Source organism: Paraburkholderia tropica, from assembly GCF_900109265.1.
In the GTDB taxonomy this organism is placed as follows: domain Bacteria; phylum Pseudomonadota; class Gammaproteobacteria; order Burkholderiales; family Burkholderiaceae; genus Paraburkholderia; species Paraburkholderia tropica.
In genome coordinates, this window is the sequence record NZ_FNZM01000006.1 from 334,467 (window position 1) to 360,686 (window position 26,220).

Annotated in this window: 23 protein-coding genes; 13 read left to right on the forward strand and 10 right to left on the reverse strand. The window is 67.4% G+C overall.

Annotated features, from left to right (window positions below; all coding sequences use genetic code 11):
- The first annotated feature begins 10 nt into the window (after positions 1 to 10).
- From BMY06_RS12175 to BMY06_RS12220, 10 genes are all read left to right on the forward strand, one after another.
- On the forward strand, positions 11 to 436 hold the full coding sequence (locus tag BMY06_RS12175; RefSeq protein ID WP_074983395.1) for an anti-sigma regulatory factor: 426 nt from the start codon (positions 11 to 13) through the stop codon (positions 434 to 436).
- The gene (locus BMY06_RS12180; protein WP_074983320.1) at positions 421 to 1,623 is read left to right on the forward strand and encodes an ATP-binding protein; all 1,203 of its coding nucleotides are present in this window, start codon (positions 421 to 423) and stop codon (positions 1,621 to 1,623) included. Before BMY06_RS12175 ends, BMY06_RS12180 begins: the two co-directional genes overlap by 16 nt.
- Positions 1,592 to 3,052 (forward strand): ATP-binding protein, encoded by a 1,461-nt coding sequence (locus BMY06_RS12185; protein ID WP_074983322.1) that lies wholly within the window; start codon positions 1,592 to 1,594, stop codon positions 3,050 to 3,052. Before BMY06_RS12180 ends, BMY06_RS12185 begins: the two co-directional genes overlap by 32 nt.
- Positions 3,049 to 4,572 carry a response regulator gene (locus BMY06_RS12190; protein WP_074983323.1) on the forward strand — a complete coding sequence of 508 codons (1,524 nt, stop codon included), beginning with the start codon at positions 3,049 to 3,051 and terminating at the stop codon, positions 4,570 to 4,572. Before BMY06_RS12185 ends, BMY06_RS12190 begins: the two co-directional genes overlap by 4 nt.
- A gap of 93 nt (positions 4,573 to 4,665) precedes the next feature.
- Entirely contained in the window at positions 4,666 to 5,406 is a 741-nt protein-coding gene (locus BMY06_RS12195; RefSeq protein ID WP_065064814.1) for a hypothetical protein, read from the forward strand.
- 248 nt (positions 5,407 to 5,654) lie between these two features.
- A complete protein-coding gene (locus BMY06_RS12200) occupies positions 5,655 to 6,869 on the forward strand; it encodes an HPP family protein (RefSeq protein ID WP_080180244.1) in 1,215 nt (404 codons plus the stop codon).
- A 106-nt stretch (positions 6,870 to 6,975) separates the two neighbouring features.
- Positions 6,976 to 7,389 carry a MarR family winged helix-turn-helix transcriptional regulator gene (locus BMY06_RS12205; protein WP_065064818.1) on the forward strand — a complete coding sequence of 138 codons (414 nt, stop codon included), beginning with the start codon at positions 6,976 to 6,978 and terminating at the stop codon, positions 7,387 to 7,389.
- Positions 7,390 to 7,394: 5 nt separating this feature from the next.
- On the forward strand, positions 7,395 to 9,209 hold the full coding sequence (locus BMY06_RS12210; RefSeq protein WP_074983327.1) for a chloride channel protein: 1,815 nt from the start codon (positions 7,395 to 7,397) through the stop codon (positions 9,207 to 9,209).
- Positions 9,210 to 9,631: 422 nt separating this feature from the next.
- On the forward strand, positions 9,632 to 10,207 hold the full coding sequence (locus BMY06_RS12215; protein ID WP_065064822.1) for an ANTAR domain-containing response regulator: 576 nt from the start codon (positions 9,632 to 9,634) through the stop codon (positions 10,205 to 10,207).
- Between the two features lie 13 nt (positions 10,208 to 10,220).
- Positions 10,221 to 11,345 (forward strand): CmpA/NrtA family ABC transporter substrate-binding protein, encoded by a 1,125-nt coding sequence (locus BMY06_RS12220; RefSeq protein ID WP_065064825.1) that lies wholly within the window; start codon positions 10,221 to 10,223, stop codon positions 11,343 to 11,345.
- Positions 11,346 to 11,418: 73 nt separating this feature from the next.
- On the opposite strand, the gene BMY06_RS12225 is transcribed toward BMY06_RS12220, so the two are convergent.
- From BMY06_RS12225 to BMY06_RS12260, 8 genes are all read right to left on the reverse strand, one after another.
- A complete protein-coding gene (locus BMY06_RS12225; protein ID WP_074983329.1) occupies positions 11,419 to 11,712 on the reverse strand; it encodes an antibiotic biosynthesis monooxygenase family protein in 294 nt (97 codons plus the stop codon).
- 77 nt (positions 11,713 to 11,789) lie between these two features.
- On the reverse strand, positions 11,790 to 12,902 hold the full coding sequence (locus BMY06_RS12230) for an NAD(P)/FAD-dependent oxidoreductase (RefSeq protein WP_074983331.1): 1,113 nt from the start codon (positions 12,900 to 12,902) through the stop codon (positions 11,790 to 11,792).
- Positions 12,903 to 13,011: 109 nt separating this feature from the next.
- Positions 13,012 to 13,455: a Fur family transcriptional regulator gene (locus BMY06_RS12235; protein ID WP_161495538.1), complete on the reverse strand. Its 444-nt coding sequence runs from the start codon at positions 13,453 to 13,455 to the stop codon at positions 13,012 to 13,014.
- 34 nt (positions 13,456 to 13,489) lie between these two features.
- Entirely contained in the window at positions 13,490 to 14,350 is an 861-nt protein-coding gene (locus BMY06_RS12240) for a siderophore-interacting protein (protein ID WP_080180242.1), read from the reverse strand.
- A 613-nt stretch (positions 14,351 to 14,963) separates the two neighbouring features.
- On the reverse strand, positions 14,964 to 16,067 hold the full coding sequence (locus BMY06_RS12245; RefSeq protein ID WP_065064830.1) for a porin: 1,104 nt from the start codon (positions 16,065 to 16,067) through the stop codon (positions 14,964 to 14,966).
- A 169-nt stretch (positions 16,068 to 16,236) separates the two neighbouring features.
- Positions 16,237 to 17,580: an aromatic acid/H+ symport family MFS transporter gene (locus BMY06_RS12250; protein ID WP_074983334.1), complete on the reverse strand. Its 1,344-nt coding sequence runs from the start codon at positions 17,578 to 17,580 to the stop codon at positions 16,237 to 16,239.
- 111 nt (positions 17,581 to 17,691) lie between these two features.
- On the reverse strand, positions 17,692 to 18,051 hold the full coding sequence (locus BMY06_RS12255; RefSeq protein ID WP_065064834.1) for a protocatechuate 3,4-dioxygenase: 360 nt from the start codon (positions 18,049 to 18,051) through the stop codon (positions 17,692 to 17,694).
- Positions 18,048 to 18,917 (reverse strand): gallate dioxygenase, encoded by an 870-nt coding sequence (locus BMY06_RS12260; RefSeq protein ID WP_065064836.1) that lies wholly within the window; start codon positions 18,915 to 18,917, stop codon positions 18,048 to 18,050. The genes BMY06_RS12255 and BMY06_RS12260 overlap by 4 nt, the downstream gene beginning before the upstream one ends.
- A gap of 338 nt (positions 18,918 to 19,255) precedes the next feature.
- Between BMY06_RS12260 and BMY06_RS12265 the strand changes: the two genes are divergently transcribed.
- Together BMY06_RS12265 and BMY06_RS12270 are read left to right on the forward strand one after the other, a co-directional pair.
- Complete coding sequence (locus BMY06_RS12265) at positions 19,256 to 19,957, forward strand: GntR family transcriptional regulator (RefSeq protein ID WP_065064838.1); 702 nt, start codon at positions 19,256 to 19,258, stop codon at positions 19,955 to 19,957.
- Positions 19,954 to 21,222 (forward strand): LysR family transcriptional regulator, encoded by a 1,269-nt coding sequence (locus BMY06_RS12270; protein ID WP_074983336.1) that lies wholly within the window; start codon positions 19,954 to 19,956, stop codon positions 21,220 to 21,222. The genes BMY06_RS12265 and BMY06_RS12270 overlap by 4 nt, the downstream gene beginning before the upstream one ends.
- Before the next feature lie 24 nt (positions 21,223 to 21,246).
- On the opposite strand, the gene BMY06_RS12275 is transcribed toward BMY06_RS12270, so the two are convergent.
- Both BMY06_RS12275 and BMY06_RS12280 read right to left on the reverse strand, forming a co-directional pair.
- Positions 21,247 to 22,131 carry an NAD(P)-dependent oxidoreductase gene (locus tag BMY06_RS12275; RefSeq protein WP_074983338.1) on the reverse strand — a complete coding sequence of 295 codons (885 nt, stop codon included), beginning with the start codon at positions 22,129 to 22,131 and terminating at the stop codon, positions 21,247 to 21,249.
- Between the two features lie 2 nt (positions 22,132 to 22,133).
- Positions 22,134 to 23,252 carry a 4-oxalomesaconate tautomerase gene (locus tag BMY06_RS12280; RefSeq protein WP_269453913.1) on the reverse strand — a complete coding sequence of 373 codons (1,119 nt, stop codon included), beginning with the start codon at positions 23,250 to 23,252 and terminating at the stop codon, positions 22,134 to 22,136.
- Between the two features lie 645 nt (positions 23,253 to 23,897).
- Between BMY06_RS12280 and BMY06_RS12285 the strand changes: the two genes are divergently transcribed.
- Positions 23,898 to 26,183, forward strand: a complete 2,286-nt coding sequence (locus BMY06_RS12285; RefSeq protein WP_080180241.1) for a TonB-dependent receptor — start codon at positions 23,898 to 23,900, stop codon at positions 26,181 to 26,183.
- Positions 26,184 to 26,220 lie beyond the last annotated feature (37 nt).

Sequence of the window (26,220 nt, forward strand, 5' to 3'; positions counted from 1 at the left end):
TGCTTTCGACATGAACGGCACCGGCGCGAGCGAACAGACCGTGGCTGAAGTGAGCCTGCGCTCGGACGAGGAAATCGTCCGGCTGCGCCAGATCGTGCGCGATCAGGCGATCGCTCACGGCTTTTCGCTGATCGAACAGACCAAGTTCGTGACGGCGGCCAGCGAGCTCGCGCGCAACACGCTCCAGCACGGCGGCGGCGGCGACGCGCGCGTGGAAGTGCTGACGGCCGGCGTGCGCGTGGGCCTGCGGCTGACGTTCATGGACCGCGGCCCCGGCATCGCCGATATCGACCGCGCGCTGCAGGACGGCTTCACGAGCGGCAACGGCCTCGGCCTGGGACTTGGCGGCTCGCGCCGCCTGTGCGACGAATTCAAAATCGACTCGTCGCCCGGCAACGGCACGACCGTCACCATCACGAAATGGAAAGTACGCTAGACGGCGCCTCCGGCATGGCCGGAGGCACGCATCGCTCCTTTGAGATCGGCGACGCAAGCGGCGTGGCGTTCGCGCGCCGCGGCGCGGCTCAGGCCGCGCAACTCGCCGGCCTCGACGCCACGCGCGCCGGACGGCTCGCGATCGTGCTCACGGAAGCGGCCACCAATATCCTCAAGCACGCGGGTCACGGCGAACTGCTGGTGCGCGCGCTCGACAACGGCGTGGAGCTGATCGCGCTCGACAGCGGCCCCGGCATGAGCGACGTGCGCGCGGCGCTCGCCGACGGCCATTCGACCGCCGGCACGCCGGGCAACGGGCTCGGCGCCATCCAGCGGCTCTCGGACCAGTTCGCGCTGTGGTCGCAGCCGGGCCACGGCACCGTGCTGCGCGCGCTGGTGGCGCAAGGCGCGACGTGCGCCGCGCCGCTCTCCGGTCCCGAGATCGGCGGCGTGTGCGTGCCCTATCCGGGCGAGGAAGTCTGCGGCGACGGCTGGCGCGCGCAAGCCGACCAGCACGGTTTCACGGTCGCGGTCGCCGACGGCCTCGGTCACGGTGCCGAAGCGCACGTGGCCGCCACCGCCGCGCTCGACACGCTGCGCCGCCGCGCCGGCCTCGCGCCCGCCGCGCTGATGGCGCTCGCCGACGCCGCCCTGCGCCCGACGCGCGGCGCGGCGCTCGCGCTCGCGCGCTTCGACCTCGCGCGCTCGATGGTCAGTTTTTGCGGCACCGGCAATATTTCGGCGGCGGCATTCGGCAGCGACAAACCCGTCATGAGCGGCCCCGGCTCGCCGCGCGCATCGGCCAATCCTGCCAGCGCGCCCAGCGCCGGGACGCGCGGCACGGAAACTGCTGTCATGGGCGCCGCCGCCGGATTCGCGAGCGCGGCGCGCGACAGCTATCAGCTCGTCTCGCGCAACGGCATCGTCGGTCATACGATGCGCGGCACCCAGGAATTCGAGTTCGCATGGCGCGCGAGCGGCATGCTGATCCTGCATTCGGACGGCGTGGGCACGCGCTGGGATATGGCCGCGTGGCCGGGCCTCGCGCATCAGCCCGCCGTGGTGATCGCCGCCGTGCTTTATCGCGACTTCTCGCGCCGCAACGACGACGCCACCGTCGTCGTCGTCAAGGCGCAGCCGGGAGTACAGTTGAATCATGAACACGCCACTGTTGCGCATCCGGCTTGAGGCCGCCCAGGACGTCGTCGCCGCGCGCCGGCGCGCGCGCGAGCTTGCGGCCGGCTTCGGCTTTTCGCCGCTCGACCAGACGCGCATCGCGAGCGCCGTCTCGGAGATCGCGCGCAACGCCGTCGACTACGCAGGCGGCGGCGAGGCGCTGTTCGCCTTCGACAGCACGAGCACGCCGCAAGCCTTCGAGATCGTCGTGCGCGATCGCGGCGAAGGCGTGCGCGAAATCGAGTCCGTGCTCGACGGCACCTATCGCTCGCCCGGCGGCACGGGGCTCGGCATCGTCGGCAGCCGCCGCCTGATGGACCGCTTCGAAATCGACTCGACGTCGCGCGGCACGACCGTCACGATGGCGCGCTCCCTGCCGACCGAGCGTCCCGCGCTGCGCGGCGCCGAACTCGAACGCATCGTGCGCGGCGTGAGCGCGGGCGAACCGCAGGCGCTGCAATCCGATTCGCTAGAAGAAATGCGTCAGCAGAACCGCGAACTCGTCGCCACGCTCGACGAACTGCGCGAGCGCCAGGACGAACTCGCGCGTCTCACGCAGGAACTCGAAGCGACCAATCGCGGCGTCGTCGCGCTCTATGCCGAACTCGACGAGCGCGCCGAAGAACTGCGCCGCGCCGACATGATGAAAACGCGCTTTCTCTCCAACATGAGCCACGAACTGCGCACGCCGCTCAGCTCGATCCGCGCGCTCGCCAACCTGCTGCTGAACCGGCTCGACGGCGATCTGAGCGAGGAACAGGATCGCCAGGTCAAGCTGATTCTTTCGTCGGCGGAAACGCTTGGCGAGACCGTCGACGACCTGCTCGACCTCGCCAAGATCGAAGCGGGCAAGACCGTGGTGTCGCCCGCCTGGTTCGATCCCGCCGATCTGTTCGGCGCGCTGCGCACCATGCTCATGCCGCTTCTCACCACGCCGCTCGTCTCGCTCGAATTCGCGTCCACGGCGCAGCTGCCGCGCCTTTACACCGACGAGCCGAAGCTCACGCAGATCCTGCGCAACTTCGTGTCAAACGCACTCAAGTACACCGAACGCGGCCAGATCCGCGTGGGCGGACAGCTCGAAGCGGACGGCGAGCGCATGACGTTTTTCGTCGCCGATACCGGCATCGGCATCGCGCCCGAGCATCATCAGATCGTCTTCGAGGAATTCGGCCAGGTGGAGAACCGCCTGCAGCAACGCGTCAAGGGCACGGGCCTCGGCCTGCCGCTGTGCCGCAAGCTCGCCGCGCTGCTCGGCGGCGAAGTGGGCGTGGAAAGCGAACCGGGCGTCGGCTCGACGTTTTATGTGAGCGTGCCGGTGCAGCTCGATACCGGCGAAGCGGCACACGACGGCGCACCGTCCGCTCCGACCGAAGCTCAAAGCGAAGCTCAAAGCGAAGCGCCCGCCGAGCGCGCCACCTCCGGAGACGGCGCATCATGACGCCCGCCGCCACCTTGATCCTCAACGTCGACGACAACGAAGGCGCGCGCTACGTGAAATCGCGCGTGCTGCGCCACGTGGGTTTCGACGTGATCGAAGCCGCCACCGGCCAGGCCGCGCTCGACGCCGTGCGCGAGCACGAACCCGCGCTCGTGCTGCTCGACGTGAAGCTGCCCGACATCAGCGGCATTGAAGTCTGCCGCCTGATCAAGAGCGATCCGCTCACGAACTCCACGCTCGTGCTGCAAACTTCGGCGGCGGCCGTGCAGGCGCGCGACAAGATTCGCGCGCTCGACGGTGGCGCCGACAGCTATCTGACCGAGCCGGTCGAGCCCGCCGAACTGGTCGCGAACGTGCGCGCGCTGTTGCGCCTGTACGCCGCCGAAAAGGCGCTGCGCGACGCCGACCGCCGCAAGGACCGCTTCCTCGCCACGCTCGCGCACGAACTGCGCAACCCGCTCGCGCCGATCCGCAACGCCATCGAACTGCTCGATCCGCGTCACGGCGCGAGCGACACCGGACGCGCCGACGCGCGTCTGATCGCGAGCCGTCAGGTCGAGCATCTGGGCCGTCTCGTCGACGACCTGCTCGACGTCTCGCGCATTTCGCACGGCAAGATCGCCTTGCAGATGAGCACGCTCGACCTGCGCCAGATCGTGGAAATCGCGGTGGAAACGAGCCGCCCGTTCCTCGATTCGAAGCAGCAGCGGCTCAGCGTCGAGATGACGCCGGGGCCGATTCATATCGTCGGCGACGGCATCCGCGTGGCGCAGATCATCAGCAATCTGCTGTCGAATTCCGCGAAATACACGGCCGAGGGCGGCGAGATCGGCCTGCGGCTCGACGCGGGCGCGCGCGACGTGGCGATCCGCGTACGCGACAATGGCATCGGCATCGCTCCCGACGAACTCCCTTATGTCTTCGAACTCTTCATGCAATCACGCGAAGCACTCAAACGCGCCGACGGCGGCCTCGGCATCGGTCTCGCGCTCGTGCGCGAACTGGCGGAACTGCACGGCGGCTCGGTCGCCGCACATTCCCAGGGCGTCGGCCACGGCTCCGAATTCGAAGTGCGCCTGCCCTTGAGCGTCGCGCCCGACGCCGCACCGCCGGTCGCCATCGCCCCTGCTTCGGATACCGAAACGACGACTTCGAAGCGCCGCGTGCTGATCGCCGACGACAACGTCGATTCCGCCACCTCGCTGCTGATGCTGCTCGAACTCGAAGGCCACGATGTGCGCGTCGCGCATGACGGGCCGACCGCGCTCGCGATCGCGCAAAGCTTCCTGCCGCACGTGGCGATTCTCGACATCGGCTTGCCCGGCATGGACGGCCACGCGCTCGCCAAGGCGCTGCGCGCGCAGCCCGCGACGGCGCACGCGCAACTGATCGCGCTGACCGGCTACGGCCAGGAACGCGACCGCCAGGCGACCACCGAAGCCGGTTTCGACCGCCACCTCGTCAAGCCCGCGCCGTTCGACGAGATCCTGCGCGAGATCGAGGGCAGCAAGGCGCCTTGACGGCGCAGCCCGCGCGCCCTTTCACCCTCAAGACGCCGTTCAAAGTTGCCGTTAACCGGATGAGCTTTCAACCATCCCACACCGGAGCAACGTTTGAACGGCAAAACGCGCGTCCTCACTGCCTTCCCCCCGCTGCGCCGCATGGCCTCGCTCGGCGCGCTCGTGCCATTCGTGCCGCTCGCAGGCGTCCTGCTGCTCAGCGGCTGCTTCACCGACACGCGCGTCGCCGCGACGCCCGCCCGGCCCGTCGCCGTCGTCGCGCCGCCGCCGCCGGTCGTGGCAGCCGCGCCGGTCTACGTGCCGGAGCCGCACGACGCCTACGTGTCGGTCGTGGCCGACCGCGACGTGGTGTACACCGGCGGCGCGACCTATATCTGGTTCGTCGGCTCCGACGGCCATCGTCATCGACACTATTACGGACGCGGCGATCTGCGCGGCGAGGTCATTCACCGCCGCGCGGAACTGCGCAACGTGATGGCGCATCACGACGGCCATCTGCCGATGCAGAACGCGTTCGTGCCGCCACCGCCGCCGCACGGCGAACCGCCCGCGCATCGCGTGCACGTGGAAATGACGCCGCATGGCCGTCCGATGGCGCGTCAGGCGGCGTATCAGCCGCGCCCGCCCGCGCATGCGCCGGCGCCTCAGCACGCCGGGCATCGGCCGACTGCGCCCAATGTGTCCGCAGCGCAAAATCGCAACGCGTCGCATCACGCTCCGGCGCAAAACCGTCAGGCCGGTAATGACCACGGCCACGACCACGGCCACCGTCCGCAGAACGGACGACCGGGCAACCCGCCGCCGATGGCGTCGACGCAACGTCCCGCCGCCTGATCGTCCGCTGATCGGCCTGCACCGCTGCACATAAAAACGCCGGCGCGCTCACTGCGCGTCGGCGTTTTTTTATCGGCCATTTAGTTGGAATTCCTGATCGATTCGCCAGGCAACGCTTTGATCCGATGAATTGCCCTATCAGCACAAGGGGAATAACCGGTCCCCACGATATATATCACGTTGCGATATAATCGCCGACTTCTGAAAGCCTGCGTCCGGCCGGACGCCCGTTCCGCCCCTCGATCGCCATGACGACCGTGTTCCGCTACAGATTGCTCCGCTGGCTGGCGCGCTTCGCGCCCAACCCCAACACGCTGCGCTGGCGCGAGCGCCTGCGCTCGGGCGTCGGCGCGCTGATCGGCATCGGCTTCACGGGCGCGCTGTCGCATCATCTGCTCGGCAACGCATCGAGCATTCCGTATCTGATCGCGCCGATGGGCGCCTCCGCCGTGCTGCTGTTCGGCGTGCCCGCCAGCCCGCTCGCGCAGCCGTGGTCGATCATCGGCGGCAATCTCGTGTCGGCCACGGTGGGCGTGACGGCCGCGCTGCTGATCCCCGATCCGGTGATGGCGGCCGCCGTGGCCGTCGGCGTGGCGATCTGCGCGATGTTCACGCTGCGCTGCGTGCATCCGCCTTCGGGCGCGGTCGCGCTCACGGCCGTGCTCGGCGGCCCCGCCGTGCGCGCGCTCGGCTACGAATTCGTGTTCGAACCGGTCGCGCTGCAATCGGTCATGCTGCTCGCCGCCGCGCTCGTCTATCACGCCGCCACCGGCCACCGCTATCCGCACGCCGCGCCCGCCGCAAAACCGGCGCAGCCCGCCGCGGGCGATGCGGGCGATGCGGGCACCGCGCCGCCCGTGTCCGCTGCCGGCGGCGTCGCGGGCAAGATCTCGCGCGCCGATCTCGAAGCCGTGCTGCGCGAGCGTAACGAACTGCTCGACATCGACACCGACGATCTCGAAGCGCTGCTGCGCGAAACCGAAATCCGCGCCTACGCCCGCAGCTTCGGCGAACTCACGTGCGCCGACGTCATGTCGCGCAACGTGGTGAGCATCACGCCCTCAACGACCGTCGAAGCCGCGCGCACGCTGCTCAAACAGCACGACGTCAAGGCGCTGCCCGTGATCGATGCGCAGCAGCACGTGAAGGGCATCGTCACGCGCGCCGACCTCGCCGACGACGGCGCCGAACTGCATCCGCTGCGCGTGCTGCTCTACGCGATCCTGCCCACGCTGCGCCCGCACGCGAACAGCCTCGAAGTCGCCATGCTGATGTCGACGCACGTGCGCACCGTGGCGGCGACCACGCCGATCGTCGAGCTGCTCGGCCTGTTCGCGGGGCGCGGACACCATCACGTCCCCGTGGTCGACGCCCAGCGAAGGCTCGTCGGCATCGTCACGCAGGCCGACCTGATTTCCGGTCTGCATCGCCAGGCCAGTCCGCTGCAACCAGAAAGCGCCTGACCCCGCGATACGGATGCACGCGAGGCCTTGTTTTATGGCCTCGTTCGATCATAAATATCATGTTGTGATATATTCGCACCACGCAACGTCATCACACGGATACCCGATGAAGCACCGCACCCGCGACCTGGCCAAAACCGATTTCGAACAGCTCTCCGAGTTCCGCTACCAGATGCGGCGCTTCGAGCGCTTCTCGGAACAAGCGGCGCAAAACGAGGGCATCACGCCGCTGCAATATCTGTTGCTGCTGCATATCAAGGGCTATCCGGGCCGCGAATGGGCGACCATCGGCGAGCTGGCCGAACGTTTGCAGGCGCAGCATCACGGCGCGGTGGCGCTGGTGTCGCGCTGCGAGGCGATCGAGCTGGTCGAGCGGCGCGTGAGCGAGCGCGATCGCCGTCAGGTGGAAGTCCATCTGCTGCCCGCGGGCGAGGCGCTGCTCGCGCGCCTCGCCGAACTCCATCGCGCCGAGCTGCGTACGCTCGACGGCCGGTTCACCATTCCGCAAATCGATCTCTGACGACCATGCATTCCGACGACTCCCACAAGCGCGACTTTTCGACGAACGCGCGGCTGCCCGGCATCAGCGCGCTCGCCGCGGTGATCGGCGCGCTGGCCACGCTCGCCGCCTTCGTGCTGCTGAGCCTGATCCACGGGTTCACGAACCTGTTCTTCTTCGGCCAGCTTTCGTTCGCCGACCGCTCGCCCGCGCTCAACACGCTCGGCGCGTGGGTGATCGTCGTGCCGGTGGTGGGCGGGTTGATCGTCGGGATGATGGCGCGCTTCGGCTCCGAGAAGATTCGCGGCCACGGCATTCCCGAAGCCATCGAAGCGATCCTGTTCGGCAAGAGCCGCATGTCGCCGAAAGTGGCCGTGCTCAAGCCGCTGTCGTCGGGCATCGTGATCGGCAGCGGCGGGCCGTTCGGCGCGGAAGGTCCGATCATCATGACGGGCGGCGCGCTCGGTTCGCTCGTCGCGCAATGCGTGCGCGTCACCTCCGCCGAGCGCAAGACGCTGCTCGTGGCGGGGGCGGCCGCGGGCATGACGGCGGTGTTCGGCACGCCGGTCGCCGCCGTGCTGCTCGCGGTCGAGCTGCTGCTGTTCGAATGGCGTCCGCGCAGTTTCCTGCCGGTCGCGCTCGCGTGCGCCGTGGCCGGATTCACGCGCGTCGTGTTCTTCGGCACCGAACCGTTGTTCGCACTCCAGACGAGTCCGCCGCAAGCGGTCGCGCTGTTCTCGTGCGTGATCGCGGGCCTTTTGTCCGGCGCGCTCGCCTCGGGGCTTTCCGCCGCGCTCTACAAGGTCGAGGACCTGTTCGGCCGCCTGCCGCTGCACTGGTCGTGGTGGCCCGCGATCGGCGGTCTCGTCGTGGGCATCGGCGGCTTCATCGAGCCGCGCGCGCTCGGCGTCGGTTACGACGTGATCGGCGATCTGCTGCATCAGCATATCGTCGTGCAAGTGGCCGTGGCGCTGCTGGTCGTCAAGGCGATCATGTGGGTGGTCGCGCTGGGCTCGGGCACCTCGGGCGGCGTGCTCGCGCCGCTGCTGATGCTCGGCGCGGGGCTCGGCACGGTGCTCGGCCACGTGCTGCCTGGCAACGAGCCGGCGCTCTGGCCGCTCGTGTGCATGGCCGCGACGCTGGGCGCGACGCTCGGCGCGCCGCTCACGGCCATCGTGTTCGCCTTCGGCCTCACGCACGACGCCAACGCGCTGCTGCCGCTGCTCGCGGCCACGCTGGTCGCGCACGGTTTCGCGACCGTCGTGATGAAGCGTTCGATCATGACCGAGAAGATCGCGCGGCGCGGCTATCACATCTATCGCGAGTACGGCGTCGATCCGCTTGAACGTCATTACGCCGACGAAGTAATGACTCGCGACGTCGAATCGATCGATGCGAGCCTCAGCGCGCGCGACGCGCTCACGCATTATTTCGGTCCGACGCAGAAGCGCCGCGCGTGGCCCGTGGTCCGCGACGGCGTGGTGCTCGGTGTCGTCGATCGCGCGGCGCTCGACGCATTGCGCGCAGGCGGCGTGGATGGCGCGCTCGATCAAGCGCTCGATCAACCGCTCGGCAAGCTGCTCGCGCAACGCGTGCCCGACGTGGCGCTGCCCGAGGAAACCTGCCGCCAGATCGCGACGCGTCTCGCCGTGCACGGCCTCGAACGGATGCCCGTGGTCAGCGACCGTCAGTCGATGCGGCTCGTCGGCATCGTCTCGCGCAGCGACTTCGTGAAGCTCTCGCTGTCGCACTTCGAAGAGGAGACGAAGAAGGAGCGCTTCCGGCGCATTGCGATCGGCAACCCGAAGCGGCGCTTTCCGCCCGTGCGCAAAGCGGGTTGAGGGCGACTGAATCGCGCGACTGAACCCCGTCGCGCGGATGAAGTGAACGCAAAGAAGCGGCGCAGAGGTTGAGCGCCGCTTTTTTTGTTTTTCGGCGAGCGCAGACATTGGCCCACTAGCCCACACCGCCCCGGCTTGGCTGTTAGTTGCAAATGAGCGAAGCGTGCCGATTCACGTCACTGCGCCACATCTGTGCACCCTCGACGCGCGCACTACCGCGGTGCGCCACCTCATGCACCGTGATCGCGCATTCGCATCGCGCCGCGCTTCATATCCCGCTCTTGTGCACCGCAGCGCAACTGGCACGCACCTTGCTGAAACAGAGGCGAATCCCCACTGACGCGCGAAGCCGCCTCGACGCGGCTTGCCAGACAAGAACCGACAACCGTCGACCCCACCATGCCGACGACCCACGAAACACCATGCTGCGCGTCCTGCTCGTAACCGATACCGACAAGCCGATTGGCGATCTGCGCGACGCGCTCGCGCGGCTCGGCTACGACATGCTGGCCGAACCCGCGACGCCGCAGGCGCTGCATCGCGTGGTCGAGCGCGAACGGCCCGACGTCATCATCATCGATACCGAATCGCCCTCGCGCGACACGCTCGAACAGCTCGCCGTGATGAACGCCACCGCGCCGCGCCCCGTGCTGATGTTCAGCAACGACGCGAATCAGCAGCTGATCCGTTCGGCCGTGCATGCGGGCGTGACCGCGTATCTCGTCGAAGGTCTCGCGGGCGAGCGCATCGCGCCGATCCTCGAAGTCGCGCTCGCGCGCTTCGCGCAGGAAGCGCAGTTGCGCGAACGTCTCACGCAGGCCGAAAACGAACTCGCCGAACGCAAGCTGATCGATCGCGCGAAGCGCCTCCTGATGGAACAACAGAAGCTGACCGAGCCCGCCGCGTACGCGTTGCTGCGCAAGCGGGCGATGAACCAGAGCCTGAAGCTCGCCGAGGTCGCGCGCCAGATCGTGGCCGCCGCCGGGTCGCAGGATTGAAGCGTCGAACGTCATGAACGAATCCACCCGCGCGGCCGCGCCGCCCGAAAAAACCCATCTGAAGATCGGCTTCGTGCCGCTCGCCGACGCCGCGCCCGTGGTCGCCGCCAAGCTGCTCGAATTCGGCCACGCGCACGGGCTCACGCTCGAACTCTCGCGCCAGCCCTCGTGGGCCGCGCTGCGCGACAAGCTGCTCGCCGGCGAGCTCGACGCCGCGCATTCGCTCTACGGCCTCGTCTACGGCGTGCAGCTCGGCATCGGCGGCCCGCAGACCGACATGGCCGCGCTGATGGTGCTCAACCGCAACGGCCAGGCGATCTCGCTGTCGAACCGTCTCGCCGACGCGCTCGCGGAACACGGCACGCTGCCGCGCGCGCTCGCCACGCTCGGGCGCACGCCCGTGTTCGCGCAGACCTTTCCGACCGGCACGCATGCGATGTGGCTGTATTACTGGCTCGCTTCGCAAGGCGTGCATCCGCTCAGGGACATCGAAAGCGTGGTGATTCCGCCGCCGCAAATGGTGGCCGCGCTCGCGGAGGAACGCCTCGACGGTCTGTGCGTCGGCGAGCCCTGGCCGTCGCTCGCGCAGCGTCGCGGCATGGGACGCACGGTGATCCGCAGCGGCGAAATCTGGCCCGATCATCCGGAGAAAGTGCTGGCCTGCCGGCGCGATTTCGTCACGCGTTATCCGAATACCGCGCGCGCGCTCGTCAGCACGATGCTCGAAGCCTGCCGATGGCTCGACGGCGCGGGGCATCGCAAGGAAATCGCGCAATGGCTCGCGCGGCCCGAGATGCTGGGCGTGGATGCCGCGCTGATCGCGGAACGGCTCGAAGGCGAAGGTCTGCCGGATGCCGTGCGTATGAAGTTCTTCTCGGATGGCACGGTGAATATTCCTCTGGAATCCGAAGGAATGTGGTTCTTCACGCAGTTCGAACGCTGGGGGATGATGGCGCGACGCGACGATTATCGGCAGCTTGCCGCGGCGATCAATCAGACGGCGTTGTACCGGCAAGCGGCGGCCGCGATTGGCGTGGCGGTGCCGGAAACATTCGACGCGCCCGTGTTCGTCGACGGGCGCAAGTGGGATAGCGCCGATCCGGCGGGCTATGTGGATGGATTCGAAATCAAGGCTTGAGCCGGTTTCGAACGCGCGGCGAGCTTGAGGGCTTGCCGCGCTAAAGACACATCGGCAAGCGTTACTTCACGAGTTACTTCACGACCACTTCCGTGTGGCCCACGACTGGCGGCTTTTCGAAGAACGGGCCGACCAGACGGCGCCATTCCTGGAAGTCGTCGGACTCGCGAAAGTGCACCATGTGGTCCTCGATGGTTTCCCACTGCACGGCCAGCACATACTGGTTCGGCTCTTCCACGCCGCGCTGAAGCTCGACCGCCCGGCAGCCGCGCGCGCGATGAAAGAGCGGCAGCGCCTGCGCCACGCCTGCTTCGAATTCAGCGTTCTTGCCCGCCTGCACCGTGATGTGCGCCATTTCGTAGACCACGTTTCGCTCCTTACTGTTCGCTTGCTGTTATGAAAGCGCGCGCGCATCAACACATGGCACGCGCGCCCGACACGTTATCACGCCGCTGCGCGTAGCCGTGCGATCACTTCGTCGGCGATGGCGAGCGAGGCGGTCAGTCCCGGCGACTCGATGCCGTACAGATTGACGAGCCCGCTCACGCCATGTTCGTCCGCGCCCTGAATCACGAAGTCGCCGCCGTACGCGCCATCCGCGAGCTTCGGCCGGATGCCCGCATAGCCCGGCTGCAGCGCGCCGTCGGGCAGCGCGGGCCAGTAGGTGCGGATGGCCGCGTAGAAACTCGCGGCGCGGCGCGGATCGACGGTGTAATCGATGCTGTCGATCCATTCGACGTCCGGGCCGAAACGCGCCTGATGACCGAGGTCGATGGTCAGATGCACGCCCAGGCCGCCCGCTTCGGGAATCGGATAGATGAGCCGCGAAAACGGCGCCGCGCCCGCCAGCGAATAGTAATTGCCCTTCGCATAGCGGCCCGCCGGAATCGACTCGCGCGGCACGCCCTCGATGGCCGACGCGACCTGCTGCGCGTAAAGCCCCGCGCAGTTGATCACGCGTTTCGCGAGCAGTTCCATCGGCTCGTCGCCGCCCACTTTGAGCAAAATGGGTTCGCCCGCTTTCGCCACGCCGCCCGCCAGCGGCGAACAGAACGCGAGCATGCCGCCCGCCGCTTCGAAGTCGCCTTGCAGCGCGAGCATCAGCGCGTGACTGTCGACGATGCCCGTCGACGGCGATTCGAGCGCCGCCACGCAATTGAGCGCGGGCTCCTTCGCGAGCGCGGCGTCGCGTTCGAGCCAGCGCAGATCGTCCACGCCGTTGGCGGCGGCTGCCGCGCGGATCGCACGCAGCGCATCGAGTTGCCCGTCATGCGTGGCGACGATGAACTTGCCGCAGCGCTCGTGCGGCACGCCTTTTTCCGCGCAATACGCGTAAAGCTGCTGCTTGCCCTGCACGCAGAGCCGCGCCTTGAGCGAGCCTTGCGGATAATAAATGCCCGCGTGGATCACCTCGCTGTTGCGCGAACTGGTGCCGGTACCGATGGCGTTTTCCGCCTCGACGAGAATGGTCTCCCAGCCCTGCTGCGCGCAGGCGCGCGCGACGGCGAGCCCGACCACGCCCGCACCGATCACGACGCAATCGACCGTGTCAGTCATCGACCTTCCTTCCTTATGACGCGAGATCTCGCGATGGCGCTATTGTGCCGCGTTCGTCACGGTCGAAGGAAGATTTGATACGGAGCGATCGCGCCGCCGCGGTATCGCGTCAAACAGGCTGCACGTATACGTTCAGTTGCAGATCGACGATGCGGTAGCCCTCTTGCGCCACCAGTTCGTCGAGACGCGCGAGCAGCACCTGATCGGCGAGTTCGACGATCTCGCCGCCGTTCACATCGACGATATGAAAATGGCGACCCGTGTTCGCCAGTTCGAAGCGCGCCTTGCCGTTGCCGATCTGCACGCGCTTGATGATGCCGTGCGATTCGAGATCCGCGAGCACGCGATACACGGTGGCGATGCCGATGGCATTGCCGCTGCGCTGAAACTCCAGATACAGCTCGGCGGCGGTGACGTGCGCACGATCGTCCGCGCGGAACGCGCGCAGGATATCCATGCGCGGCAACGTGGGTTTGAGGCCCGCGTTGCGCAACTGCTGCTCCATCGAGCTCGTTTGCGGGTTGGTATTCGTCTGCGTGCGGGTGTCTTTCATGCGCGGCGGGGTCTCCATCGGCGTGAGTGAGCGCTCAATCATCGAGCGTTTCGTGCACGCCGGTCGCGCCGCGCTTCCAGTAGCTCGACGCGCGAATACGCGACTTGTGGATCGCGCGCTCCTCGGCGAGATGCTGACGCACGGCGCGCATCACCGCCGACTCGCCCGCCGCCCACACGTAGCCCTGACCGTCCGGCAGACGCGTCGCGCGCACGGCGTCGAGCAGCGCGTTCTCGCCCTGCTCGTTCGCGTAGCACCATTGCTCCTGCACATTCGCGCGCGTGTCGAAAGCGAAGCGCGCCTGCGCGTCGCGGCCTTCGATCGTCGCGACGACCTGCACGCCCGCGGGCAATTCTTCGAGACGGCGGGCGATGGCGGGCAACGCGCTTTCGTCGCCGATCAGCCAGTACCAGTCGAAACCGTCCGGAATCACGAACGAGCCGCGCGGTCCGCCGACGGCCAGATACTGACCCGGCTGCGCCTGCGATGCCCATTCCGTGGCCGGTCCCGCTTCGTGGATCACGAAGTCGATGGCCAGTTCGCGCGCCTCGGTATCTAAGCGGCGCGGCGTGTAATCGCGCATCGTCGGACGCGGCTCGCCGGGCGCGGGCGGCGTGCCCGGACCGCCTTCGGGCAGCACCGGACGATCCGCGCCGGGCTCGGGAAAGAACACCTTCACGTGGTCGTCGAAACCCGCCGACACGAAGTCGTGCAGATCTTCGCCCGTGAGCGTGATGCGCTTCAGATGCGGCGTGATCATGTCGACGCGCGCCACCTGTAGCAGACGGCGCTTGAGCGCATGGCGCACGCGCTCGGGCGTGCGTTCCGCGGCGACGCTGTTGACGTTGTGGCTGCTGGTGCTGCTGTTGCTGCCCGGATTGCTGTGATCGGTCATCGGAGTTCCTCCGGTTGGGCGGCGCGGCGCACGCGGGGCGCCGCACTCGCGAGGTTCGGGTTGGTGTGCCGGAAGCGCGCGTGTGTGCGCGGTCGTGCTCGCGCGTGCTTGCATGGCGGAGTCGGCGCATAAACAGCGCCCGACCTGAGTCATTCGGCCCGATTTTCTACGCTGGGCGATGTCGCTTTTCGCGACAATATATATCTTAAGATATATATCTTACGATAATCCGTCAAGCTCTATCGTGAGACCTGGCACACGCACACGGCACGCAAGCGGCGTCAAACGCGCAGGCGGACGCGCGGCGACGGTCTGGCCGTGCGTCCGCGTTTCATAGGGACAGGGGAATAAGTTGGTTGTCGCCGAGGATGACGACGGCGGCCACTTCACGCCGATCGACCGCGAAGAAAATGCGGTTGTGCGCGCGATGCCTGCGCCCGATGATTCACGCGAACGTCCGGGTGCGGGAGAAAGACCCGGCCACGCGCAGGGATTGATCGGGCAAGATTCGATCAGGATGCCGAACGATCGACGCCACCCGCCGCGCAACCACAAAAAGCCGCGCCCCCTTCCGGAAGACGCGGCCTTCACACGCGAAAAAACTGCGCTGCGCTTAGAACTTCGTATGCAGACCCACGCGCGCGACAGCCTGGGTCTGGCCGCTCGACGCGCCATCGGAGCTGTTCATGCCGTTGATCTGCGCGTAGCCGCCCGAGCTTGCGCGCTGATACACGCCGAGCACGTACACGCTCGTGCGCTTCGAAAGCGCGTAGTCGACGATCGCCGCGACCTGATGCGCGTGGTTGTTATCCACGACGTCGTTGCCCTTCATGTACATATACGACGCGCCCGCGCTCAGCGCCGGCGTGAAGTAGTAGTGCGCGCCGACCGAGCCTTCGTAGACCGAGCCGCCGTTGTACGAGTTGTGCACCGTCGTGAACAGCGCGTTCGTGATCCAGTTGCCGAAGCGGAAATGGCCGCCGACGCCCCAGTTGCGCACGCTCACATCGCCTTCGCCCGACACGACGTACTTGAGGTTCGTGTACGCGGCATTCACGCCCCAGTTCTTCTGCGCGTAGTTCAGCGCGAAGCTCTGGCCGTTGCCCGTGCCGATCGAACCCGCCACGTTGCCGAAGCTGTACATCGCGCCCGCGCTGAAGCCGTTGTAGACCGCCGACGTGTACTTCACCGAGTTGTTGACCGTTTCACCGGCCATGCGGTCCCAGTCGAACGCGCCGGTCGCGTTGCTCGGCAGCGCGAGCTTCGTGAACGGGCCCGCGCGGAAGTCGTAGAAGTGGCCCGAGAGTTCGGCCGGATCGTCGCCCGAGAAATAGAGCGCATCCGTCATGAAGTCGTACTGGTTACCGAGCGCGAGCTTGCCGAAGCGCTCGTCGCTCAGACCCACGATCGACGTCCGGCTGAACAGGCTCTTGTTCGGCATGAAGCTGCCGTTGTCGACCTGGAACTGGTTGGTCAGCTGGAAGAATGCCTTCAGACCGCCGCCGAGGTCTTCAGTGCCTTGCAAGCCCCAGAGATTCGGGCCGTTCACGCCGTCGTCCATCTTGAGGTTGTGATGGCCGCCCTGGTTGCTCACGTAAGTGATGCCGGTGTCCATCATGCCGTACAGCGTGACGCTGCTCTGTGCGAGCGCCGATCCGGCGCACGCCAGCCCCGCCAGCGCGATCACGATTTTTTTGTACTGCTTATTGTTTGCCATTCTCCAAGCCTCCTGATTGAACGTCGTGTGTTGTTCAGCGTTTATCGATGTTGTATCCGCCAGCCGCCCCGTTTGATGGCCGGTCGGTGGGTGCGGCCTCGCGGCCGCGGTCTTTCTGATTGGTGCGAGAAGCGACGTCTTTGTTGTTATGTGCGGCGAAGCGCGATGCTCAGGCGTCCGCCACCGGCACGCTGATGAAGCGCAGCGCGAGCCGGTTGAGCAGGATCGCGACCGCCGCGATCAGCGCGGGCACGGCGAGCACCGAGAACACCGCCGCAAAGCTGAAGCCGAGCGAGAGCAGCACGCCGCCCACGAACGAGCCCAGAATGCCGCCGAGCCGTCCGAAGCCGAGCATCCAGCTCACGCCGGTGGCGCGGGCGCGGGTCGGGTAGCACGACGGGGCGAGCGCGTTGAGACCGGTCTGCGCGCCGCTCATGAAGAAGCCCGCGCAGGTGACGAGCAGCGTGAGCATGCTCGACTGCAGGCTGCCCATGCCGAGCGCGAAGATGAACACGCCGCCCAGCAGGTACGCCGCGCCGATCACCACGTTGCGGTCCATGCGGTCCATCGCGAAACCGACGACGATCGCGCCCACCGTGCCGCCGAGCTGGAACATGCCGGTGATCGCCGCCGCGCGCTCCACGGGCAGGCCCGCGTCCTTGATCAGCGTGGGCAGCCAGCCGGTCAGCAGATAGATGATGAGCAGACCCATGAAGTAGGTGACCCACAGCATCAGCGTGCTCATGGCGTAGCCGTCCGAGAACAGCATGCGCACGGGCGCTTTCGCGATCACGGCCGGTTCCGGCGAGGTAAAGCGCGTGCCTTGTGCGAAGCGATGGCCGCAGACGCGCGAGAGCGTGGCCGCGATGCGTTCGGCGGAGAAGCGGCGCACCAGCAGGAAGCGCGCCGATTCCGGCAGCAGCAGCATCAGCACGGGCACGAACAGGATCGGCAGCACGCCGCCGAACACGAACACGCCGCGCCAGCCGAAGTGCGGCATCAGCGCGGCCGCGATGAAACCGCCGCCGCCCGAGCCGAAGTTGAAGCCGGTGAACATGATGGTGAGCAGCAGCGAGCGGCTCTTCGACGGCACGTACTCGGAGAGCAGCGTGGTCGAGTTGGGCATCGCGGCGCCGAGACCCAGGCCCGTGAGAAAGCGCAGCGCGACGAGTTCCGTCGGCGTGTGGGCGAAGGCGCACAGCAGGCTGAAGAGGCCGAAGCAGCCGACCGAGCCGATCAGCACTTTCTTGCGGCCGATGCGATCCGCGAACGGGCCCGCGACCAGCGCGCCAATCGCGAGGCCGACCATCGCGGCGCTCATCACCGGCCCGAAGGCGGCGCGCGAGATGCCCCACTCCTTCATGACCACGGGCGCGACGAAGCCCATCACGGCCGTATCGAGGCCGTCGAGCGTCACGATCAGGAAGCAGAGCGCGAGTACGAGCCATTGCCAGCCCGACATGCGCCGTCCGTCGATGAAGCCCTTGATATCCACTGCGTCGGCAGAATTCATGCGTGTCTCCGAGATAAATATTTCCCCGCTCGCGCACTTCGTCGGTACGTGAGTTGTGCTGCGAAGCAGATTCAGCAGCGCGCCGTGGGGGCGGCGCGCGCCATGCGGAGATCAGACGGCGTCCGGCACCTGTCGCGTTTTCAGGAACGCTTCGAGCGTCTCGCCGCGCATGCTCGCGTACATGCCCAGGTTCGTGATCTTCACCACGCGCGCGAACTTCTCCAGCACGAAGAAGCACACGCCGTACTGAATGAGCCCGAGCCAGTCCGTGTTGTCGACGAGCGTGCGTTCCTGCGGCGTCAGCGCCGCCGCGTCATAGGCGGCAGGACGGTCGTTGAGCCACAGTTCGCGCGCCGCGGGCGTGCGCATCATCCAGAAGAAGCGGTTCAGGCGCATCGCCTTCATGCTCTGGCGAATGTCGAACGGGTAGGTGCCCGTCAGTTCCTCGATGCCGATCAGTTGCGGATTCATTGCGCGGCTCCGCTCTTGTCTTCGTCCGACTCGACGTTCTCGTAGATCGTCACGGCCATCGCCGTGCTGGTCGCCAGATAGTAGTTGCGATGCACCTCGCGGATCGTCGGCGCCAGCGCGCCGCGCATCGCGAGCCACATGATCGTCTCGACGCTTTCCGCGCCGCCGAGGCGCACGTAATCGACGTGCTTCATGCGCGCGAGCCGCTCGGGATCGTTCACGATCAGGTCGAGAAACTCCATATCCCACTCGGTGTTGTTGAAGCCGCTGCGCTCGCCGTGCACCTGATGCGAGAGACCGCCCGTGCCGACCACCACCACGTCGAGATCCTGATCGAACGATTCGATCGCGCGGCGAAGCGCCTGGCCGAGCCGGTAGCAGCGGTTCGCCGTGGGCAGCGGATACTGCAGCACGTTGACTTCGAACGGCACCAGCGCCGTGGGCCAGCCGCCGTCGTGCGGCAGCATCAGCGAGAGCGGCGAGTTGCAGCCGTGGTCGAGCGGCTTGTCCTGGAACACCGTGAGGTCGAACTCGTCGTTCACCAGTTGCTCGGCGATATGGATCGCGAGATCGGGATGCCCGGCGATATCGGGCAGCGGACGCTTGCCCGCGCCTTCATCGGCGAATTCGTGCTGCGGCGACACGCCCAGCGCGAAGGTCGGATAGCAGTCGAAGAAGAAGCTGTTGGCGTGATCGTTGTAGAACATCACGAGCGCGTCCGGCTTGCGCTGCGCGAGCCACTCGGCCACGGGTTCGTACCCCTTGAAGAGCGGCGCCCAGGCAGGTTCGTTCTGCTTGCCCTTGTCGTACGCCAAGCCGATCGTCGGTACATGCGAAGTACCGATGCCGCCCACAATCCTTGCCATGCTGTTATTCCTCGATTACCGCAGTTCACGCTCTCGCTTTCGCAAGAGCCCATCAATTGGGATACGAAATTACAGAACGCAGGGTGCGGCGGTAAGTCAGGGTTATCCACTATTTTGATGCCAATACGCATGAAAGCAGGGGTTTTCTGCATTTTCCGCTGCGTGGCGGCGCGCCGAAACCCGCGCGCCATAACGCTTTTTGGTATCCTGAACCGACCTCGGGATACCGTGCCCGACCCACGCGGCGCAAGCCCGCCATAAACGAAACAGATACCAAAAGAACAAACTCGCAAGGCCGGGCCCCAAGCCGGGCGCCCGGCCGCGCGCAAGATAGCGACATGAACGAGACAACCCAGCAAACCATCGTGCAGGCGCTGCGCACGCGCATTCTTTCCGGCGAACTCGCGCCGGGGCAGCGTCTTGTCGAAGCGCAGCTCGCCGAACGGCTCGGCATTTCCCGCACGCCGCTGCGCTACGCGCTGAGCGTGCTCGCCACCGAAGGCCTCGTCGAGCGCTCGGGCGCGCGCGGCTACACCGTGCGCTGTTTCAGCGTGACCGACGTGCTCAACGCCATCGACGTGCGCGGCGTGCTCGAAGGGCTCGCGGCGCGGCGCGTGGCCGAGCGCGGCGTCGACCCGGCGCTCGCGCGCGCGCTGCAGGACTGCCTGCGCGAAGGCGACGACATCTTCCGCCCCGGCGCGCTCGACAACGCCGCGGAAACCCGTTACGCCGACGTCAACGGCCGCTTTCACGCGCTGATCGTGGCCGCCGCCGACAGCCACGCGATCAGCGCGGCGCTCGGCCTGAACGAGAAAATTCCGTTCGTCTCGCCGGGCACGGTGGTGTTCGACGACGCCGCGCGCCAGCAGCAATACATGATGCTCGCCTACGCGCACCGCCAGCATCACGCCATCGTCGGCGCGTTGCTGAACGGCGAGGGCGCGCGCGTCGAGGCGCTCATGAAAGAGCACACGCATATTTCGAAGGAGAGTCTCAATCTCTCGGTCGAGCATCTGCATCTGATCGCGGGGGCCGCATGAACGCGCCCGACCTCCTCAACCTCGCGCATCTGCGCGCGTTCCGCCTGGTCGCCGACACCGGCAGCGCCACGCGCGCCGCCGCCGCGCTCTATCGCGCGCAATCGGCCGTCACGCGCTCCGTGCAGGAACTCGAAACCGCGCTCGGCGAACCGCTGTTCGAGCGCAAACCCTCGGGCATGCTGCCCACGGCCGTCGGGCGCGTGGTGCTCGACCGCTGCGCGCGGATCTTCGGCGAACTCGAAGAACTCGCGCACTGGTGCGCCGCGCGGCAGACGCGCCGCCGCGCGCTCGGCGAAGGCACGCTGCCCGCTTATCTGCTCAACACGCGCCGCCTGCAATTGTTCGTCGCGCTCGCACGGCACCGGCACATGCCGAGTACGGCCGGCGCGTTCGGCATCAGCCAGCCCGCCGTGAGCAGCGCGATGCGCGTGCTCGAAAGCGGCTCGGGCGTCACGCTGTTCCACCGCAGCCCGCGCGGCGTGCAGCTCACGGCCGAGGGCGAAACCTTCCTGCTGCACGTGCGCCGCGCGCTCAACGAACTGCGCCACGTGCCCGACGATATCGCCGCCCTGCACGGCAGCATTCAGGGTTCGGTGACGGTGGGCGCGCTGCCGCTCGGGCGCACGCTGATCCTGCCCGCGGCGATCGCACGCATGAGCGCGCAGCATCCGGGCGTGCGCGTGGTCACGGACGAAAGCGCGTACGAGTTGCTGGTGGCGGGCTTGCGCGCGGGCGATGTCGATTTCGTGCTCGGCGCGCTGCGCGAGAACGACGCCGCGAGCGGTCTCACGAACGAGCGCCTGATGGCCGAAGACATGGTCGTGCTCGCGCGGCGCGGTCATCCGCTCGCGCAGCAGAACGCGCTGAATGTGAGCGATCTGCGCAACGCGCAATGGATTCTGTCGCGCATGCACTCGCCCGCGCGCGGCTTGTTCGAGGCGCAGTTCAAGCGCCTGAAACTGAAGCCGCCGATGCCGACCGTCGAGACCGCCGACCTCGCCGTGATTCGCGGTCTGCTGATGGGCACGGATATGATCGCGGCGCTGTCGGCGCAGCAATTGCACTATGAGATCGAGTCGGGGCAGCTCGTGGTGCTCGACGTGCCGCTGCACAACACGCGGCGCGAAATCGGCCTGACCTTGCGGGCGCAGAGCGCGCCCTCGCCCGCCGCGCGCGCGCTGATCGACGCGATCCGTCTGGCGGTCGCCGACGCTGCGCCGGCCGTGCGGGTGATCGAAGGGAGAATGGCGGCGCAGGCGCGTTAGCGCGCACGCACTACCGCAGACGCACTAAAGCAGGCGGTCGAACAGGGCGCGCCAGTCGAACGGCGCGTCCAGATCGTCATACGCGATGCCGCGCGCCTGCATCGCCTCGACGAAACCGTCCTGCAAGCGCGCGCACGCCTCGCTCATGAACGGCTCCACGCCCGCGTCGCGCAGCGTTTGCGCGACTTCGCGCATCTCGCCCGCGCGGCGGCGGCCATGTTCGGCGACGCGGCTGACGAGATAGCCCGCGAGATCGGCATCGCGCTGCATTTTGGACAATGTTTCGGATAGCGAAGCAAGCACCACGGCTTCCGCGTCGTAGCGGCGCGCCGCGCGCAGACATTCCACGGTCAGCGCTTCGATGCCTTTGATCATGACGCTGCGGCACATCTTCGCCGCCGACGCCACGCCGACGCGCTCCGCCACGGCCTCGGTCCGCCAGCCGCTCGCGTTCAGCCGCGCGCTCACTTGACGCGCCTGCGCGCCGCCCAGCAGCATCGGCACCGCGAGTCCGTACGGCGGCACCGGCGCCATCACCGCGGCCTCCACGTAATGCGCGCCGCCCGCTTCGATGCACGACTGCGCGTGCTGCTTGGTCTGCGGCGAAACCGAATTGATGTCGAGCACGATCTGGCCCGGCGCGAGACGTTCGGCCAACGCGTGCGCGACGTCCATGTCCGACTGCGCCGTCACCGCCGACACGACCAGCTCCACGCCGTTGATGGCGTCCTCCAGCGTGGAAGCGGCCCGCACCTGCGCCGCGCGCGCCTTCTCGCGCAACGCGTCGAGCCGCAGGTCGTGCATCGAGACGCTCACGCCGCGCGCGGCCAGCGCCGCGCCGAGCACACCGCCCGCTTCGCCGAAGCCGACGAAAGCGATGCGTTCGAAGGCGGCGGGCGGCGCGTTCACGATCAGGCGCGCCAGACGGCGGACGGCACGCCCACCACGCCGTCGAACAGCCAGCGCGCCGTGCGCAGCAGCGCCGCGCCCGTCACCTCGGTCGCGCCGTTTTCGTGCGCGAGCGTCAGCTCGACGGTGAATTCGCCGGTCGGATGCTCGACCGCGAGGCGCTTCACGCCGCTCGCGTCGCCGAGTTCGGCGATGCCGTCGCAGACCGTGCCGGGCAGCACGGCCGCCGTCGCCACGCTCACCGCGCCGAGCACGCCGATCGACGCGTGGCAGCGATGCGGAATAAAGCTGCGCGTGCTGATCGCGCCGCCCGCGCGCGGCGGCGCGATCAGGCACATCTTCGGCACCGTGCGCGCGCTGACGTCGCCCAGATTCATGCGCGGACCCACGGCGAGCCGAATCGCTTCGACGCGCGCCTTGAGCGCCGCGTCGGCGTCGAGCTCGTCGCGCGTTTCGTAGCCGGTGCGGTCGAGATCGCGCGCGCGGATCAGCACGAGCGGCATGCCGTTGTCGATGCAGGTCACTTCGACGCCGTCGATCGTGTCCTTGAGATTGCCCGTCGGCAGCAGCGCGCCGCAGGTCGAACCGGCCGTGTCGCGAAACGCGAGCGGAATCGCGGCCGCCGTGCCGGGCACGCCGTCGATGCGCGCGTCGCCGTCGTATTGCACCTGACGACCGGGCGTCGACACGCTCGCCACGGCGATCTGCCCGGTATTGAGCATGTGGATGGCGACGGCGGTCGTGCCGTCGCGTGCGTCGACGAGCCCGCGCTCGATCGCGAACGGGCCCACGCCCGCGAGAATGTTGCCGCAGTTCTGACCGTAGTCGACGCGCGCTTCGTCCACCACGACCTGGGCGAACAGATAGTCGACGTCGGCGTCGGCGCGCGTGGAGGGCGAGACGATCGCCACTTTGCTGGTGAGCGGATCGGCGCCGCCGATGCCGTCGATCTGGCGCGGATCGGGCGAGCCCATCACGGCGAGCAGCACGCGGTCGCGCGCGGCCGGATCGGCGGGCAGGTCGGAGGCGAGAAAGTACGCGCCCTTCGAGGTGCCGCCGCGCATCTGCATGCAGCGGATGCGCGTCTGGCCGACGCCTTCTTGTGCTTGCGCCGTCCTGATTTCCGTCCCGCCTGTCGTGCCTTGTTGCTGACTGCCTGCTGCGCTCGTTGCCACCGCCCCTCCTGGTCTCGTCGATCGTACGGCGCCGCATGACGCGCGGCGCGCTTCGGTTCATTTTAGGGAGCGCGGGCGGGCGCGCACCACCGAAACTGGCGGCGAATGCCATCGAATCTGCTTATGAGCCATGTACGCGACGCGCGTCGCACGCTGGCGAGGACTGCGTCGCGGCCGTTCGTGCGGCGTTCGCGTGCCGCGTTTCAGGCGCTGACGAACGGCGGAAACCGGTCGAACGCGCGGATTGGCCGATCGGCGGCTGGCCGGCGCGCACGCTTCGGGACGCGTCTACCACGTCTTCGCGCTCTATCAAAGAACCGACCCTGATTTGGTTTCTGACATTTTCTTGCCGTCGACCGACTGAAATCCGCCGTCAGTGTTGGGTAAACACCCTATCGGCGCAGGTCCTTTGTAATTTCAAATAACAATCGTTCTCATTAGCATATACAATCTGCATACATTTTGACGGCCACCCGCACGCGTTCCCGCGCGGCGGCGCGCGCTCGCCAGACCAAAGCACCGCCCGGGAGCCACGTCTTCACGCTGGCATCGCGGCGCGGCAATAACGACACACACCGTTTCGATTTTTTTATGTCCGCACCCCGTTTGTCCGTGCCGCGCCCTGCTGCGGCCGATGCACCGAAGTCGCCGTTCCCGCCCGCCGCCTCTGTCTCCCGCCACGCTACACGTCACGCCTCGCGTCACGCCATCCTCGCCGCCATCGCCGTAGCCTTCGCGCTGCCCGCCGCCGCGTTCGCGCAGACGAGCGGCAACGCCGACGCCGGCAACACGGGCAACGACGCCGCCACCGCCGGCAAGAGCAACGCCACGCTGCCCACCGTCAAGGTGCAGGCGGCCAAAGACGCCCTGCCCGGCGACCTCGCGCCGACTTACGGCGGCGGTCAGGTCGCGCGCGGCGGCAATTTCGGCGCGCTCGGCCAGCAGAAGAACATCGACATGCCGTTCAGCATGACGACCTACACGGCCAAGGCGATTCAGGACAAGCAGGCGCGCACCATCGCGGACGTGCTCTCGAACGACCCGGCCGTGCGCACCGCCTACGGCTACGGCAACTTCCAGGAGGTCTACGTCATCCGCGGCTTCCAGCTCGACAGCGACGACGTCTCGCTCAACGGCCTCTACGGCATCACGCCGCGCCAGATGGTGGAAACGCCCGCCATCGAGCGCGTGGACGTGTTCAAGGGCGCGAGCGCGTTCCTGAACGGCGCGTCGCCGAACGGCAGCTCGATCGGCGGCAGCGTGAACCTGCAACTGAAGCGCGCCGACGACAAGCCGCTGACCGAAGTCACGCTCGACGGCAGCGCCTCGGGCGAGTTCGGCACGCACGTCGACGTCGGCCGCCGTTTCGGCGATCAGGACCAGTTCGGCATTCGCGTGAACCAGGCGAACCGCGACGGCGAAACGAGCATCGACGGCGAGCACCGCCGCAACAACCAGACGGCCGTCGCGCTCGACTATCGGGGCGAGAAGCTGCGTCTCGAAGCCGACTTCCTCTATCAGCGCCAGCATGTGTCGGATGGCCGTCCGGTCGCGTACGTCTCCGGCGACTCGATTCCGGCCGTGCCCTCGGCGAGCTACAACTACGGCCAGACGTGGTCCGCCAGCCAGACCGAAGACACGGTCGGCATCCTGCGCGCCGAATACGACTTCCTGCCGGGCTGGACCGCCTACGTGGCGGGCGGCGCGCGGCACAGCACCGAAAGCGGCCAGTATTCGTCGCCCTACTACACCGACCCGACGCTCACGACGGCCTCGCGCATGTACGTGCCGCGCAAGGAAGACGCGACCTCGGCGGAAGTCGGCGTGCGCGGCCACTTCAACACCGGTCCGGTGAGCCATTTCGTGACGGCGGGTGCGTCGATCGTGAGCGTGCACACGGAGTCCGCGTGGAACATGTCGGGCAGCTTCAACACCGACCTCTACGACACGCCGCAAGTGGCGTTTCCGCCGTCGAAGTACTACTCGCAGGGTCTGGACGGCAATCCGCCGCTCACGTCGACGAGCCTGATGCGCAGCGTCGCGGCGTCGGACACGCTCGGCTTCTTCCACGACCGCGTGCTGTTCACGGTGGGCGTGCGTCACCAGGAAATCGTCTCGAACGCGTATTCGTCGTCGACGCTGCTGCAAACCGAGGCGTACAACGATTCGATCACCACGCCGCTGTTCGGCATTGTGTTCAAGCCGACCGAGCACATCGCGATCTACGCGAACCGCAGCGAGTCGCTCGCCGCGGGCAGCCAGGCGCCGGCCACGGCGATGAACGCCAACGCGCTGCTCGCGCCGGAGCGCACCAAGCAATATGAAGTGGGCGCGAAGTACGACAGCGGCAAGTTCGGCGCGCAACTGGCGCTGTATCAGCTCGAAAAGCCGCAGACCTACACCAACTCGTCCGGCTATTTCGTCGCCGACGGCAACGAGCGTCATCGCGGCGTGGAAGCGTCGGTGTTCGGCGAAGTCTACAAGGGCGTGCGGCTGATGGCGGGCGCGACCTACATCAACGCGGTGCAGCTCGACACCGGCACCAACGACGGCAATCGTCCGATCGGCGTGCCGAGCTTCATGTTCAACCTCGGCGCGGAATACGATCTGCCGTGGGTGCAGGGGCTGACGTTCTCGGCGCGCTACACGCACACGGGTCCGCAGTATCTGAATGCGACGAACACGCTGTCGATCAAGGCGTGGGACACGGTGGATCTCGGCGCGCGCTACAAGACCAGCGTGTTCGGCCGTCCGACCACCTTCCGCGCCGACGTCTACAACCTCACGAACAAGGCGTACTGGAGCTCGACGACCGGCGGCTATCTGACGATGGGCGCGCCGCGCACGGTGCTGTTCTCGATGACGACCGACTTCTAAGGCCGCCTCGGGCGCTGTTCGCCCAGGCATGAAAAAC